General features: G+C 47.6%; 16 protein-coding genes and 1 pseudogene. 7 read left to right on the top strand and 10 right to left on the bottom strand.

From position 1 onward, the window contains the following. Positions 1 to 20 precede the first annotated feature (20 nt). The 6 genes from ffh (at position 21) to BMX45_RS01300 (ending at position 6,578) form a co-directional block, all read left to right on the top strand. Entirely contained in the window at positions 21 to 1,403 is a 1,383-nt protein-coding gene (gene ffh, locus BMX45_RS01275; RefSeq protein WP_009594989.1) for a signal recognition particle protein, read from the top strand. A 48-nt stretch (positions 1,404 to 1,451) separates the two neighbouring features. Further along, the gene (rpsP, locus tag BMX45_RS01280; RefSeq protein WP_006211361.1) at positions 1,452 to 1,724 is read left to right on the top strand and encodes a 30S ribosomal protein S16; all 273 of its coding nucleotides are present in this window, start codon (positions 1,452 to 1,454) and stop codon (positions 1,722 to 1,724) included. Positions 1,725 to 1,745: 21 nt separating this feature from the next. Beyond that, complete coding sequence (locus BMX45_RS01285; RefSeq protein WP_006211360.1) at positions 1,746 to 1,976, top strand: KH domain-containing protein; 231 nt, start codon at positions 1,746 to 1,748, stop codon at positions 1,974 to 1,976. 112 nt (positions 1,977 to 2,088) lie between these two features. Further along, positions 2,089 to 2,610 carry a ribosome maturation factor RimM gene (gene rimM, locus BMX45_RS01290; RefSeq protein WP_090908163.1) on the top strand — a complete coding sequence of 174 codons (522 nt, stop codon included), beginning with the start codon at positions 2,089 to 2,091 and terminating at the stop codon, positions 2,608 to 2,610. A 3-nt stretch (positions 2,611 to 2,613) separates the two neighbouring features. Next, entirely contained in the window at positions 2,614 to 3,432 is an 819-nt protein-coding gene (trmD, locus tag BMX45_RS01295; protein WP_090908164.1) for a tRNA (guanosine(37)-N1)-methyltransferase TrmD, read from the top strand. Positions 3,433 to 3,656: 224 nt separating this feature from the next. Then, positions 3,657 to 6,578, top strand: a complete 2,922-nt coding sequence (locus BMX45_RS01300; RefSeq protein ID WP_302847854.1) for a collagen-like protein — start codon at positions 3,657 to 3,659, stop codon at positions 6,576 to 6,578. On the opposite strand, the pseudogene BMX45_RS01305 reads toward BMX45_RS01300, so the two are convergent. From BMX45_RS01305 to BMX45_RS01325, 5 genes and pseudogenes are all read right to left on the bottom strand, one after another. After that, positions 6,528 to 8,078 (bottom strand): annotated as a pseudogene (locus BMX45_RS01305) (recombinase family protein); the annotation flags it as partial. The gene BMX45_RS01300 and the pseudogene BMX45_RS01305 overlap by 51 nt on opposite strands. Positions 8,079 to 8,161: 83 nt before the next feature. Continuing rightward, the gene (locus tag BMX45_RS01310) at positions 8,162 to 8,425 is read right to left on the bottom strand and encodes a DUF6870 family protein (protein ID WP_090908166.1); all 264 of its coding nucleotides are present in this window, start codon (positions 8,423 to 8,425) and stop codon (positions 8,162 to 8,164) included. A gap of 140 nt (positions 8,426 to 8,565) precedes the next feature. Continuing rightward, entirely contained in the window at positions 8,566 to 8,766 is a 201-nt protein-coding gene (locus BMX45_RS01315; protein ID WP_090908167.1) for a hypothetical protein, read from the bottom strand. A gap of 366 nt (positions 8,767 to 9,132) precedes the next feature. Beyond that, positions 9,133 to 9,393 carry a hypothetical protein gene (locus tag BMX45_RS01320; protein ID WP_090908168.1) on the bottom strand — a complete coding sequence of 87 codons (261 nt, stop codon included), beginning with the start codon at positions 9,391 to 9,393 and terminating at the stop codon, positions 9,133 to 9,135. Between the two features lie 364 nt (positions 9,394 to 9,757). Next, the gene (locus tag BMX45_RS01325; RefSeq protein ID WP_090908169.1) at positions 9,758 to 10,660 is read right to left on the bottom strand and encodes a CPBP family intramembrane glutamic endopeptidase; all 903 of its coding nucleotides are present in this window, start codon (positions 10,658 to 10,660) and stop codon (positions 9,758 to 9,760) included. Positions 10,661 to 11,055: 395 nt separating this feature from the next. Here BMX45_RS01325 and BMX45_RS01330 point away from each other — a divergent pair, with 395 nt between their 5' ends. Further along, the gene (locus BMX45_RS01330; RefSeq protein WP_090908170.1) at positions 11,056 to 11,655 is read left to right on the top strand and encodes a TetR/AcrR family transcriptional regulator; all 600 of its coding nucleotides are present in this window, start codon (positions 11,056 to 11,058) and stop codon (positions 11,653 to 11,655) included. 297 nt (positions 11,656 to 11,952) lie between these two features. Here the strand turns inward: BMX45_RS01330 and BMX45_RS01335 are convergent, their stop codons facing one another. The 5 genes from BMX45_RS01335 to BMX45_RS01350 all read right to left on the bottom strand — a co-directional run bounded on the left by BMX45_RS01335 (position 11,953) and on the right by BMX45_RS01350 (position 14,238). Beyond that, entirely contained in the window at positions 11,953 to 12,207 is a 255-nt protein-coding gene (locus BMX45_RS01335; protein ID WP_175495015.1) for a hypothetical protein, read from the bottom strand. A gap of 368 nt (positions 12,208 to 12,575) precedes the next feature. Then, entirely contained in the window at positions 12,576 to 12,872 is a 297-nt protein-coding gene (locus BMX45_RS31545) for an ATP-binding protein (RefSeq protein WP_217648101.1), read from the bottom strand. Continuing rightward, positions 12,865 to 13,242, bottom strand: a complete 378-nt coding sequence (locus tag BMX45_RS31550) for a histidine kinase dimerization/phospho-acceptor domain-containing protein (protein WP_217648102.1) — start codon at positions 13,240 to 13,242, stop codon at positions 12,865 to 12,867. The genes BMX45_RS31545 and BMX45_RS31550 overlap by 8 nt, the downstream gene beginning before the upstream one ends. A 6-nt stretch (positions 13,243 to 13,248) precedes the next feature. Then, the gene (locus BMX45_RS01345; protein WP_217648108.1) at positions 13,249 to 13,623 is read right to left on the bottom strand and encodes a ParB/RepB/Spo0J family partition protein; all 375 of its coding nucleotides are present in this window, start codon (positions 13,621 to 13,623) and stop codon (positions 13,249 to 13,251) included. A 69-nt stretch (positions 13,624 to 13,692) separates the two neighbouring features. Then, entirely contained in the window at positions 13,693 to 14,238 is a 546-nt protein-coding gene (locus BMX45_RS01350) for a hypothetical protein (protein WP_090908172.1), read from the bottom strand. Between the last annotated feature and the right edge of the window lie 289 nt (positions 14,239 to 14,527).

Raw genomic sequence — 14,527 nt, forward strand, 5'->3', positions numbered from 1 at the left:
TATGAACGGAGGTGGCGGATATGGCGTTTGAAGGATTGACCAGCAGACTACAGAATGTGTTCAGCAAGCTTCGTGGTAAAGGCAAGGTGTCCGAAGAAGATGTAACAGCCGCCATGCGTGAAGTTAGACTTGCGCTTCTGGAAGCCGACGTTAACTTCAAAGTGGTTAAGGATTTCGTATCCAAAGTAAAAGAGAAGGCCATCGGCAAGGAAGTGATGGACAGCTTTACGCCCGGCATGGTGATCATCGACATCGTTAACAAAGAGCTGACGGAGTTGATGGGGGGAAGTCAAGCCAAACTGGCGAAGAGCAATAAGCCGCCCACGGTCATTATGATGGCCGGTTTGCAAGGTGCCGGTAAGACGACGACCTCGGGGAAGCTGGCTAAGCTGCTTCAGAAGCAGAACAGCCGACCACTGCTCGTAGCAGGCGACATTTATCGCCCCGCTGCGATCAAGCAGCTCGAAGTGCTCGGCAATCAGATCAATGTGCCGGTATTCTCCTTAGGAGACAAGACAAGCCCGGTTGAAATCGCGAAGCAGGGCCTGCAGCATGCCAAAGATAACGGCCATGATTATGTCATTATCGATACCGCCGGCCGGCTGCATGTCGATGAAGAGCTGATGGAAGAATTGAAGCAGATCCACAGCGTAGTGAATCCTGATGAAGTCCTGCTTGTCGTTGATGCGATGACGGGTCAGGACGCGGTGAATGTCGCGGAAAGCTTCAACCAGCAGCTGACGCTCACGGGCGTCGTGCTGACAAAGCTGGATGGTGACACCCGAGGCGGTGCTGCCCTCTCGGTTAAGGCGGTTACCGGATGTCCGATCAAATTCGCTGCGCTCGGGGAGAAGATTGATGCGCTCGAGCCGTTCCATCCGGAACGGATGGCATCGCGGATCCTCGGCATGGGCGATATGCTGTCTCTTATCGAGAAAGCACAATCGAACATTGATGCGGACAAGGCCAAGGAAATGGAACGTAAAATGCGCAATGCCGAATTTACGTTCGAGGATTTCCTGGAGCAGATGGATCAGGTGAAGAAGCTCGGTCCTCTGGATCAGCTGATGGATATGATTCCCGGCATGGGCAAGATGAAGCAAGCCAAGGATCTCAAGGTTGACGAGAAGCAGATGGGACGCATCGAGGCTATCGTCCACTCCATGACAACGGCGGAGAAGCAGCAGCCTGACATTATCAATCACAACCGTCGTAAACGGATTGCGGCCGGCAGCGGAACCTCGCTGGCTGAAGTGAACCGGCTCATCAAGCAGTTTGACGAAATGCGCCGCGTGATGAAACAGTTCTCGGATATGATGGGTCCTAAAGGCGGCAAGAACAAGGCCTTGAAGCAGCTGAAGGGCCTGACCGGCGGAAAAGGTATGAAGTTTCCGTTCCGTTAAGCCCCGGATATATCGAATGGACATTTTTTGAAGGAGGTGAATTTTCAAATGGCAGTACGTATTCGTCTGAAACGCATGGGTGCTCACAAGGCTCCTTTCTACCGCGTGGTGGTTTCTGATTCCCGTTCCCCACGTGACGGCCGTTTTATCGAGGAAATCGGTTATTACAATCCGGTTGCTCAACCGGCTGAAGTTAAGATCGATGAAGAGAAAGCACTGAACTGGCTTCAAAATGGTGCGCAAGCATCTGACACGGTTCGCAACTTGCTTAGCAAAGCGGGCGTAATGAAGAAGTTTCATGAGCTGAAGCATCAGAAATAAGACTGATCGCGAGGGTTATCTATGGAAGAATTAGTTCGCGTTATTGCTAAGGCTTTAGTGGATCATCCAGAAGATGTGACTGTGAAAACCGTTGAGAAGGAGCACTTGATTGTATATGAACTGTACGTGCATCCTGACGATGTCGGGAAGGTCATAGGCAAACAAGGGCGTATCGCCAAATCATTGCGTACAGTCGTTACATCGGCGGCAGTTAAAATGGATAAACGGGTGACCGTTGATATCATTTCTTAAAATATACGAAAGGGGGTTAGGATGCATGTCCTAGCCCTTTTTCGTACATGCTGAAGAAATCAGCCGGTCATACCAGCTTAGAACGTTCATTAAGTGATGCAGGAGGAAGACCATGTCTGAAAAGTTGTATACCGTTGGCAAGATCGTGAACACGCACGGCATTCGCGGCGAAGTTAAGGTCATGCCGCATACGGATTTTGCCGACCAGCGTTTTGCCGCGAAGAGCAAGCTGTATATCGTTCCCGACAAAGGGAATAAGATTGAAGTAACGGTCGAAACATCCCGCTTTCATAAAAACATGTATGTCCTGAAATTCAAGGAGCTTCATGGGATTAACGAGGCTGAAAAATATAAGGGTTCGCTGCTGAAAATCACCGAGGATCTTCAGGAGGAGCTTCCGGAGAACGAGTACTATTTCCACGAGATCATTGGTTGCAAAGTGGTGACGGATGAGGAACCGGCTGAGGAGTTGGGCACGATTTCCGAGATTTTGACGCCAGGCGCCAACGACGTGTGGGTTGTCAAAACGCCTAAGGGAAAAGAAATTCTTCTCCCGGCCATACCGGATGTCGTGCTGGATGTGGACAAGGAATCGAAACTTGTCCGCGTGCATCTTATGGAAGGGTTGTTATAGTCCATGCGGATTGATGTGTTGACGCTGTTTCCCGAAATGTTTGATGGCGTGTTCCATTCGAGCATTCTGGGTAAAGCGGCCGAGAAAGAAATCGTGAACCTGAATGCCATCAACTTCCGCCAGTATGCCGGGAACAAGCATGGGCAGGTCGATGATACGCCATATGGCGGCGGTGGCGGAATGGTGTTAAAACCGGACCCGATTTTTGCTGCGGTAGAGGACATCCTCGCTTCGGATCCGAATGAGATTTCGAATCATGGGGAGGGAGCTGACCCTGCCCGAGAGGTTTCGGCGGAAATCACCGGCGCAGCCAAGCCTCCGCGAGTCATTCTGATGTGTCCGCAAGGAGAGACTTTTACGCAGAAGAAGGCGGAAGAGCTGTCTCAAGAAGAGCATCTGGTGTTTATATGCGGGCATTACGAAGGTTACGATGAACGAATCCGCGAGTTTCTCGTGACGGATGAGTTATCGATCGGAGATTACGTGCTTACCGGCGGAGAGCTGCCGGCCATGGTGGTCATCGATGCCGTCGTCCGATTGCTGCCGGGTGTACTTGGGAATGAAACCTCGGCGGTGACGGATTCATTCAGTACGGGCCTGCTGGAATACCCGCACTATACACGTCCGGCGGAGTTTCGCGGCTGGAAAGTGCCGGATATTTTGCTAAGCGGTCATCATGCGAATATCGATGTATGGCGCCGTGAACAAGCGCTTAAACGGACATGGGAAAGACGCCCTGAATTATTGGAGGGACTGGAGCTTTCGAAACAGGATACGGCGTTTCTTGAGAAATTACGTGCCCAAAGCGGCAAGGCAAAATGAAATGAATAACCTGGATAACGAAAAGAGAGGGCTTCTCTTAAATGGGCCTTCTCTTTTTTTGTTGCGGTTCAATTGTAAGATCTAGAACCTATTGTTCGCCCAGTGAATAGTCTGCAGATATGGGTGATTGCTGAGTCGTAGAGAAGCAGAACGAGGAGTGAAGCATATTGGATTCCCCACGGAGAGGAAATCGCGGCAAATTGAAGTGCACGCCTTCACGAAAAATGGAACCCAGGCGGAAGAGGTTAAGAGAGCTTTGGTTGAGTCGCCTGGTTTGGTCGTTTCGCCAATTGAGAGTACTTGTCCGCATATTCATTGAGCAACCGGTGCATGAAAACTTCATTCGGCTAAAAAGACAAGTTCGGCGGATCCAAAAATTGTTGTCTTCCGATAGGTCGCTCTCTAAAAGCGAGAAGCGATTTATTCGAATGGCGGCTGAACAAGTATTAGTTATTTCTAATATGAACAATAGCAGAGAAATTATAGATCGAATAAACTTTTTTGCGGTACTTATCCTTTCTTATGCCGAGCGCATTGGAATAGGAAGATTGATAAGATCATCCATTCTTGAAATTAGCAGTTCGCTCAATAGATGGGGTTATGCTCAAGAAAGAATGGATTTAATTCCGTTACACAACTTGATCGATAATCTCCCGTTATATATTGCGGACGCAGTAACGAATCCAGGGATGGACTCTGAGAATAGATTAGGGGTTGTTTTTGAAGAAATCAATCAGCAATTATCCCGTGCGGGGGCTTCTGCAGCGCAGCAGGAAGCTTTGCAGACAGCGTCTCAGGACGTTATAGCATCACTGCTGGAAGGCGCGTCTCTGATGCAAGTGAATGATCGATTGATGAATTATACCAATATACTTGGAGAAACGCTAACGACTTTGGATATACCGACAACTGATCGGAATGGGTTGTTGTTTTCTTTGTTATCTGTTTCAAGAATAAGTGCCGAGAGCGTTCAAAGTATGATGATGCAGGATTTCGTTGAAAATGTACAAGATCCAACGGGACCAACGGGCGAAACAGGAGCCACAGGGGCCCAAGGAGTACCGGGTGTTCCTGGGTCAACGGGAGCAGCAGGAGCAAGAGGAACGACGGGAGCAGCAGGAGCAAGAGGAACGACGGGAGCAGCAGGAGCAAGAGGGGCGACGGGAGCAGCAGGAGCAAGAGGGGCGACGGGAGCAGCAGGAGCAAGAGGGGCGACGGGAGCAGCAGGAGCAACAGGAACCACTGGAGTGACAGGAGCTACGGGAGCCACTGGGGAAACAGGAGCAACGGGTGCAACGGGAGCCACAGGAACGACAGGAGCTACAGGAGCAACCGGTGCGACAGGAGAAACTGGTACAACAGGAGCAACGGGTGCAACAGGAGCTACAGGAGCAACCGGAGCAACAGGAGCAACAGGTGAAACAGGAGCAACAGGAGTAACAGGAGTAACAGGAGCAACGGGAGCAACTGGGGTAACTGGTGCAACAGGAGCAACCGGTGCAATAGGAGTAACCGGTGCGACAGGAGAAACGGGTGCAACGGGAGCAACCGGAGCAACAGGAGCAACAGGTGAAACAGGAGCAACAGGAGTAACAGGAGTAACAGGAGCAACGGGAGCAACTGGGGTAACTGGTGCAACAGGAGCAACGGGAGCAACTGGGGTAACTGGTGCAACGGGAGCAACAGGAGCAACAGGAGCGACCGGAGCAACAGGTGAAACGGGAATGACAGGAACAACGGGAGCAACTGGGGCAACGGGAGCAACAGGAGCCACCGGAGTAACAGGAGCAACCGGAGAGACAGGTGCAACGGGAGCGACAGGAGCTACAGGAGCTACAGGTGAAACAGGAGCAACGGGAGCAACGGGAGCAACGGGAGCAACGGGGGTTACTGGAGCAACTGGAGCAACTGGAGCAACAGGTGAAACGGGAGAAACTGGTGCAACAGGAGCAACCGGAGCAACGGGAGCAACAGGAGCAACGGGAGCAACGGGTGCAACAGGAGCAACAGGGGTAACAGGAGAAACAGGAGAGACAGGTGTAACAGGAGCCACGGGGATAACAGGATCAACAGGAGCAACCGGTGCAACAGGAGCCACGGGAGCGACAGGTGCAACCGGAGCCACCGGAGCCACCGGAGCAACAGGAGTAACAGGAGCAACGGGATCAACAGGAGCAACTGGTGCAACAGGAACAACTGGGGTAACCGGGGCAACAGGAGCAACCGGAGAGACAGGAGCAACAGGAGCTACAGGAGCAACAGGAGTAACAGGAGCAACAGGAGCAACAGGAGCAACGGGAGCAACGGGAGTAACAGGAGCAACGGGAGCAACGGGTGCAACAGGTGAAACAGGAGCCACCGGTGCAACCGGTGCAACCGGAGCAACAGGGGCCACGGGAGCGACCGGAGCGACAGGAGCAACAGGTGAAACAGGGGCCACGGGTGCAACGGGAGTAACGGGTGCAATAGGAGCGACAGGTGAAACAGGAGCAACGGGAGAAACTGGTGCCACCGGAGCTACAGGAGCAATAGGAGCAACCGGAGAAACTGGTGTAACAGGAGCAACAGGAGCAACAGGTGAAACAGGAGCTACGGGAGCAACCGGAGAGACAGGTGCAACAGGAGCAACGGGAGCAACGGGGGCAACTGGGGAAACTGGAGCGACAGGAGCAACAGGAGAAACAGGAGTAACAGGAGAAACAGGAGTAACAGGAGCAACAGGAGCGTCAGGTGAAACGGGTGCAACAGGAGCCACGGGTGCAACCGGAGCAACAGGTGAAACGGGTGCAATAGGAGCCACCGGAGCAACGGGAGTGACAGGAGCAACGGGAGTGACAGGAGCAACGGGTGCAACAGGAGCAACAGGAGCTACAGGTGAAACAGGAGAAACTGGTGCAATAGGAGCAACGGGGGCCACCGGAACATTTATATTAGGAAAACAAACTGCCATTAAAAATGCGGTTTCTCTAAACCGCGTTCTCAGGGGTGTTGACTTCAATGTACTCCGCAACTCTGCGGTACTCATTGGCAAATTTCAGCTTCACGCTGATATTGCCGTTTTCGTATACTTTGATGGTGTCCACAAGTTCAATCAAAATGTCCCTTGTCAGTTTGTCGATATTTTCATACTTCCGAAAGGCTGCTAGAAACGGGTTCTCCACATCGACACCATTTTCAAGTTCGGCCTTTTCTTCTTGCAGATTGCTTATCACTTCGTTAATGGCTTCGACTTGCCGCTCATAGTCCTCTTTCATCTGGCGATATTCCTTATGAGAAATTTCTCCATCTTTCCAGTCCTGATAAATACTTTGCTTGTAGCGTGAAATCTTGGATAGCTCTTTTTCCTTTGCCCCTAGCAATTCATTAAGACGAATGGACTGGCTTTTTTGGAGTGGGGCCTTGTTAATCCGTGAAATCATTTCTGACAGGGAAACCGCAATGTAGACCTGTTGTTTGATGGCATACAATACTGCTTGTTCTAAGTGGTTGTGCTTCATCGTATGCTTCGTACAAGCCTCTTTGGACTGGTCTTTGTAAGTGCGGCAATAGTAGTACACATTCCCTTTAACGGTGCTTCGTGTCATGGCCTTGCCGCAATCTGCACAGCGTAGGAAGCCACTGAATAAATATAACGTTTTTTGCTTTGGTGCGGTGCGGGTATCTTTTTTCAAAAGTTCCTGCACTTTGGCAAAATCTTCACGACTAATGATCGGCTCATGCGTATTTTCGACGATGAACCATTCATCTTCGGGAACCGTTTCCTGTACATGGATTTTATAACTCTTCATGCGATAACGCCCTTGCACCATATCCCCAACATAAATGCGGTTTTTCAACATATTGGTGACCGTCATGGCACACCATAACGGATTGCCGCCCTCGCTGTTGGGATTCTTGTATTTCATGCCCTTGCTTTTTTTATACACTGATGGGCATAATATGCCGCTTTCGTTCAACTTGCGAACAATCGCATTTTTGCTCATGCCCTCTAAGAACCAAGCATAAATGCTTTTGACATTTTCTGCGGCTTCCTCATCGAGTATAAGAGCGTTCTTGTCCTCCGGGTCTTTCAGATAGCCATAAGCGGCAAACGAGCCGATATGCAGACCTTTCTCCCGCTTCTTGTCAAAGGTTCTCCTGACGCTCTCCGAAGTACCTCTTGCATGTTCTTCATTCAGAACGCCCTGAACCGGAACGGCGATGTTTTGCGCGTTTTGCGGGTCTTTGTACGTGTCAACGGGTTGTTGGTAAAGCGAAATAAACCGGACATTGTTTCGTGGAAACCAATCGCCAAGATAATAACTCTGATCGCCATTGTTGCGGAAGCTCCGGGCAAGATTCTTCACGATCACACAGTTGATCTTTCCTTTTCGTATATCGGTTAGCAGCCGTTGAAAGTCTTCTCGTTCCTCGTCTGTCGTACCACTAACACCGTCATCAACATATTCACCAACAAAAACATACTCGTCATCATCATCTTGCTGTTCAAGGAAGTCTGTTAAAATCAGTCTTTGGTTGGTAATGCTTTCGGATTCATCTTTTCCACGCTTGTCTTCGCGTGAAAGACGGATATAAAAGCCTACATACCATACCCGCTTTTTTGAAGCTGCTTTTACAATATTCTGCCTATTGGCTACTCTGGCCATGTGTCCTCCTTCCTATCACATTACACCTCTATTATACCATTCGGGCGTAATGCGAACCATGTTGTCGAGGGCACAAAGTCGCATTACAAGCCACTTTTCTTGCGTATCATAAAGTTCGTGAGTACCTCTTGAATGGGGGGCGCGGTATCGTCAAATTCAAGTTTTACACCCACCTCACCACAACGGAAACACAACGGATTTTTTAGTTTTTCCAAAACATAAGCTGGCCGCTGTTCTATCGGGAGAGAATTATCAAATTCCAGTGTACCTATATCAGCTAATTTTCCGGTATCTATGGTCTCCATATTTACATTCATAAAACGATCAATCAGTTCAGAAGTAATCATTCATCATGCCCTCCTTGATTAGCATGATTCAGTATATGCGCTTCCCCGTTTGTCCTGTGAGAAACAAAAACAGCCACCACTTGCAATAAAAGTGATGGCTGTTCGTCTGTCCGTATACTTCGGGACAAGTTGACCCGAAGTCAATAGGGACTGTTTCGGTAATGTTCGTCAGCTTCGTCAATGGACTTGAAATCAAAAACATAACGAAGTTCTGAAACTACACGCTGAATATTGTCAGTACCGAAACCACAGTTTTCCATTGCCCAAATGACATAGCTGCGGCAAGCGTTGTTACTCCATTGTTCAGAAAGCATTTCAGTAGAAATCGTATCTTTTTCCATTTCGTTTCTCCTCATGCCAAAGTAAGCTAAGTACCGCGCCGGGAAGTATTGGGCTGTCGTTAGACAGAAAAACCGGTGCTTCCTCCTGTAGTTTAATAAAAGATAATCCGAACAGGCGGTGGCAACCGCCCTCATGGGAATATCACCCCGCCCCATGCTGATGGCGCGACGGTCAATGCTGTGAAGCGTTCAAACCGTAAGTATCATTATCCTATGTGTGAGATCATCGCCCGGCAGACTACCACAGTCTGCTTACCGTAGATCGTGTTTGTCGCTCGTTCTCAAACGATTAAATTCGCTAAAAAGTTATGGCGCACTCTGCGGCTTGGCTCCCTCACACATGAAACGTATCCGGGTTATCCGTATTTAGTTATCAAGGATCACTAGCTGAAGAAAACATCCTTCCAATAACCGTGACATTTTCAGGACAGAACCGACCCTCATGTCATGCTCAATCCCATCTCCCCGGTCAAGGGAATACTGTGCCTTGTGGCGGTACATACGCCGCCGATACGCTTCTTCTTGCCGTTCAGCTTCCAGCAGGACTGTTGCGACTTCATGAGGAATCTCAAGGAAAATGTCGTGATTGCAAAATGGGTAGTAATCCCGCAGATTAATCTTTGTCATATGATGTTCCTCCGTTCGATTTTTTTGAAGAGAAAAAATCGAAACGGAAGTGGAGGGGAACGACAGCGGGGACGAAGTAGCAACGAAGCTTGTCCAATATAACTTGTTGAAAAAGATCGTAAACAGTCAAAAAAGATTATAAAAAACACCTTTTAGGGATAATCCCCGAAAGGTGGCGAATAAAAAAATGGCGCACTTAACGCCCAAGTATTCCTGTGATTTTTTGAAATCAAGTAGTTTGAAAACTTTTGCTACATCTGGCCGTCACGACAAGGCAACGACCCCTCACATACAAAGAATGGAAACAACAAAAATCACGCCTCCCATAAGCCAAGGTTATCCGTGCTTTGCCACCACTCCCTGATCACGGAAGCAAAATCTGCATCAGAAAATGAGGAGAAGCGTTTATTAATCCATGAATAACAATAAGAGGCCAAACCCTCCGATAGCGTGCCCACAAGTAACCAAGGAACAGACCCGTAAGCCCGTGATTGGCGATCACGGTCGCAGCATCAACATCCCATTGACCGCTGCCTTGAATGGAGATATGCCAAATTGCCCATAAGATCGAGACAAGCAAAATGGCCGGCCATCTTCCCAGCAAAACTTCCAGCCGGGTTTGCAGCCAAACCCGATAAAAAATCTCTTCCAAAACGCTATTAATCAAAAAACTGATCACCACCATAATAATCAATACGATAGGGTCGGCCAATTCTATGGTTCCCTCCGGTTGAGCAAGTGGAGAAAAGAACTTCAAACATCCCCAGACCACAATGATGATAAGTGGCGCCACCCAACTCCTTCGGGAAAAAGATTTGGCAGTCGAAAGCCCCCTAGAGTAGCCCGATATTTTCCGATGCAGCAGCAAAAAAATCAAGGGAATGAACAATAAAAAGATCAGCTTGAACACCATGTGATACATCTGAAAATCCATCCCCTGCCCGCCTATCAACAGAAGAGAAACCGTGTATAAAACAGCAGAGAGAAATAACACCCCGGATTGGACGAGCAGTTTTTGTTGTGTCCAATGTATAAACGGATTGTTCTCCTGCCAATGAACAGGCATCAGACGAATAAGCAAAATACAAATAATTGCCGGCACCCAATTGTAATAAAGCGGGATTGTTCCCTCATGATCAGCCGTATATCGTATATTTAAATTTCCGGTCCACATCAACCACAGTGAAGCTGCCACAAGGATGGTCGCACTAATTACACCCATCGCCTTCCCCCATTTCGGTAACCGAATAGCTGGCTGATTATCCATTAGACTCCCACTTCCTTTCTTTTCCTCTTCAGTATAGGTAGCTAATCAGTGCATGATGTTATGCGGAGGAAGCCACTTCGGGGAATGAGGGGACATCAATCACTGTTGCCCCCAGATTTCTTGATCATAACCGCTTCAACAGTTGAAATCTGAGGACAAAGGCGAGCGCTTTGCAGCCTACGCTCCCGAAGTCGCTTTCTTCCAGAAAACATTTACCAGTCTCTCTCATCCCTTCCGTTTCTGCCCTCTTTTCCGTCAAGCACTGATTATTAAATTGAGCCTTTTTTATTCAAGACTTTTTTTAATTCGACTGAACGAAATAAAGTCTACCACAGCGAGTCGAATAAATCAATTATTTAATTCACTTGAGTTAAATAAAATGTTATAATGGAGCTATGCCAAAAATCGTGGACCACGCCAAAAGAAAAAAGCTACTCGCTGAAGCAACATGGAAAATAATTAGTGAACAAGGTATTCAGCATGCGACATCGAGAACGATTGCAAAAGAAGCCGGCTTATCGCAAGGAGCTTTGAGACATTACTTCCCCACTCAGGAAAGTCTTTTGATTTTTGCGATGGAATTAGTCAAGGAAAAGGTAGTGATCCGCCTAACAAATCTGGAAGAAAAAGAGCTGACTCCCGCCGAAAGAATCGTTGAGTACCTAGTGGAATTGATCCCTACAGATCAACAAACCCTGTTGGAAATGGAGGTTTGGTTTGCATTTGTTACATTTGGAAAAACACATCAAGGGTTTGACATTAATTATGAAGAGTTGCAAACAGCGATTAAGGATTGCATTGTGTATTTGAAAAAGGAAGGGCTGCTGCGAGAGGTAGATGAGGAGTTGGAGAAAGAAAAACTGTATGCTTTTATGAACGGAATGGCTCTCAATCTGTACCTGGAGCCTCAAAAGATGGATCGAGAGAGAAGCAAAGAGATGATTAAAGACTATCTGAAATCCATTATAAAAAAACCTCCAGCCAAAGCAGAGTGATTGAAAAAAAGTAGTAAGGCGATATTCACCTTACTACTTTTTTTATTGACTAGTGACCACAGGCCAAGCAATGAACTTATACTTAACTATACGTTACCGTACTTGGCTTCGTTTTGAAGGAGTTAGGTTCAACACCACCAACAGGATCAGCAACTACAGAATTATTACATTACTACTAAGATGTGAAGACGCTTTTTCCGTACTTGGATTCGCTTTGAAGGAATTAGGTTCAACAGTTCCACTAGTAGGGTCTGCAAATCAGGAATACTACTAGACGCAAAAAGAACAAAGGTTAAACTACAGGTTATGAGTAACTTTTTCATCTTCTTCATTTGAGATTCCCTTTCTTAAAAAGATTTTTAACGCTTCCTCGTTCTCGCCCAATTTGCGAAGTTCTTCAACAGGAAGACGCAAACGGTAGTAATCAGCGATTTTTACAAAAAAGTCAATCGAATGATATTGAAACTTCGTTTCGTCCTTCAATAAACCTTTGTAGTACCAGCAAAAAGCTCGTTGGCGATCAGTTAGATCATTAATGTCGATCTCATTCAAAAGAGATTCAGCATAGCTTTTGTCTCCCTTTTGAATCAAATTGAAAATGTAACTCGTTAAGGTATCATAGGAAAACTTCTGCTATATCGGATCGCCACGATCGGGTGACGGCCTTTCACATTTAATGGATTGAAGTAGATTGTGGAACACAAAGAACCCTCCAATCTCATGCCGCCACTGGAAGGCCCAAAAAGGGCATAGCAAATATACCCTCTCTATTCCTTTTTTGAGAAAGTGACGACTTGACTCTTGCAAGCCGCCATTCCACGATTCAACAGGTTAGGTTTTTACCTAAATAACGGTTTTTGTTTTTGAATAAAAGCTCTCAAAGATATTAGAACCCCCTTAAAATAGATCGGTCACAACGTTTAGTTTTTTCCTGAATTTTGACTATGAGGCATTTGAACGGTAACCGAAGTGCCATGACCTACTTTACTTTTGACATCGATGGTTCCTTGATGTGCGGTGATGATCTGCTTCACAATCGCCTTCCCTAATCCGGTACTGGCTGTAGGAGTATCCGTTGAAGTCCCTCGATAGTACCTGCCAAACAGACCGGCGACACTTTGTTCATCCATTCCTTTTCCATTGTCTGTGACCTGTAATTGGACATGAGAGTTATCTTGTATATGCACAATAATGGATGTACCCCCTAAATTATTCATGTTCATCCGATAAAAGCATGTCCGTATAACCAGAAATATAAGACAAAGGAGTCTTCAAATCATGGGTGACGCCCGAGGCCCAATCCTGTCTCAACTGTTCGAACTCTTGCCGTTTTCGCTCATTTTCCTGTAAGGTCAAGGAGAGAGACTCAAGATTGGCGTAGACCTCCCTGTAAAGACGACTTGAGAGGGCGAAAAAGCGTCTTTTCCTGTCAAGAATTAAATACTCCCCACATTTTTCCGGTTGCTTTAGCACGACAATATAGAAAGCCGCCGGCAATGAGACGGTGTGGAACAGCAGGATCTGATGTGCGATAAAATTCAATGTAAAACGAATGACCAACTTACCATTTGAGAAATTTGCCTTCATATCAAATTACCCTGATTGGGAGGGACAACGCCGCCGCTTAATAGCTTCCAACTGCATGTGTAGAGCTTTGGCTCGTTCACTGTGGAGAATATTTTCACGCTGGTTGGTGTTATCCTCCACCATCTGCGTGATTGCCTGCTCGTCCGTCATGCTGCGGATGATACAGGGCATATCTGCAAATTCGGCTAATTGGCTGGCTTTCTGGCGGCGGTGACCGGATATAATTTCATACCCACCGTTTTCGCGGGGGCGCACAATGGCGGGTTGTGTAACGCCCTTGTCTTTTACGCTTGCCACCATCGCCGCCATTTCTTCGTCATCGCGGACTTGGAAAGGATGATCCTTGAACGGATGAAGCTCCGAAAGTCTCAGATAGACGATCTGCTCTTGTTCGCCTGATCGGGGAGCCTCCTTCGGTTCGGTTGGAAGTTCTGCGGACGGTGCTGTTTGCTATGCCTGTTCAGTAGATTTTTCGGAAGCAGAACCGTCAATCCTTTGCGCTTGCTTCTGTTTGTCGGTTTGATCGTTCTTTGTAGCTTTCGCTGCTTTTTCCTGCTTGGCAGGGAGGGCAGGTTTTTCGTTCGCTTTTTCGGCGGTCTGACTCTGGTGGTCTTTAGGTGTATTTTTCTGCTCGATTTCTTCAAGCGACTTTGCCCGTCCCTTCCGGGTGGCTCCGGCTTTCGGCCCGATTTTATCGGGCTGTGTCTTGTTATCGGTGGAGACACTTTTCTTCGCTTCTTTTACTGCTGCCTGCTTTTTGGAAACAATCTCATTGATTTTCTCAAAGGGAACAACAATATCTCCGAAAGCGGAAATACGTTCACCATTAACAGGAGAGGGCGGCTCTGCTCTTGCTTCGCCCATTTCCTTTGAAGTTGTCGCTTCGTCTTTTGGTGGCACAGTCACTGCTTCTCCGGTGCTTATTTCCGGGGCAGGAGTTTCTTTTTCCGGCATAGTTTTTACTTCGTCCGACTGATTCGGCTTATTTTTTGCCATGCACGTTACCTCCTTGTCCGTCATATAGCATGAAAAAAGGCCTGATTTTCAATCAAGCCTTATCGGCATGTAGCAACCCCTCCTTTGACTTCGAGTCAAGTTGTCCCGAAGTAGCGCTATCCAGACACAGAAATACCGCCCAACTTGTCCAATGGGGCGGCATCCTGTGTAATTGTGACAGCTCATATTTTATTTTTGCCCTTTTATCGGGCTATTTTACAGTTTTCCTATTATAAACGGCCCCACCGGAGCAACAGGAACAACTGGGGTAACAGGAGCAACTGGGGTA

The organism is Paenibacillus sp. cl141a, from assembly GCF_900109305.1.
Classification (GTDB): Bacteria; Bacillota; Bacilli; order Paenibacillales; family Paenibacillaceae; genus Paenibacillus_AQ; species Paenibacillus_AQ lautus_A.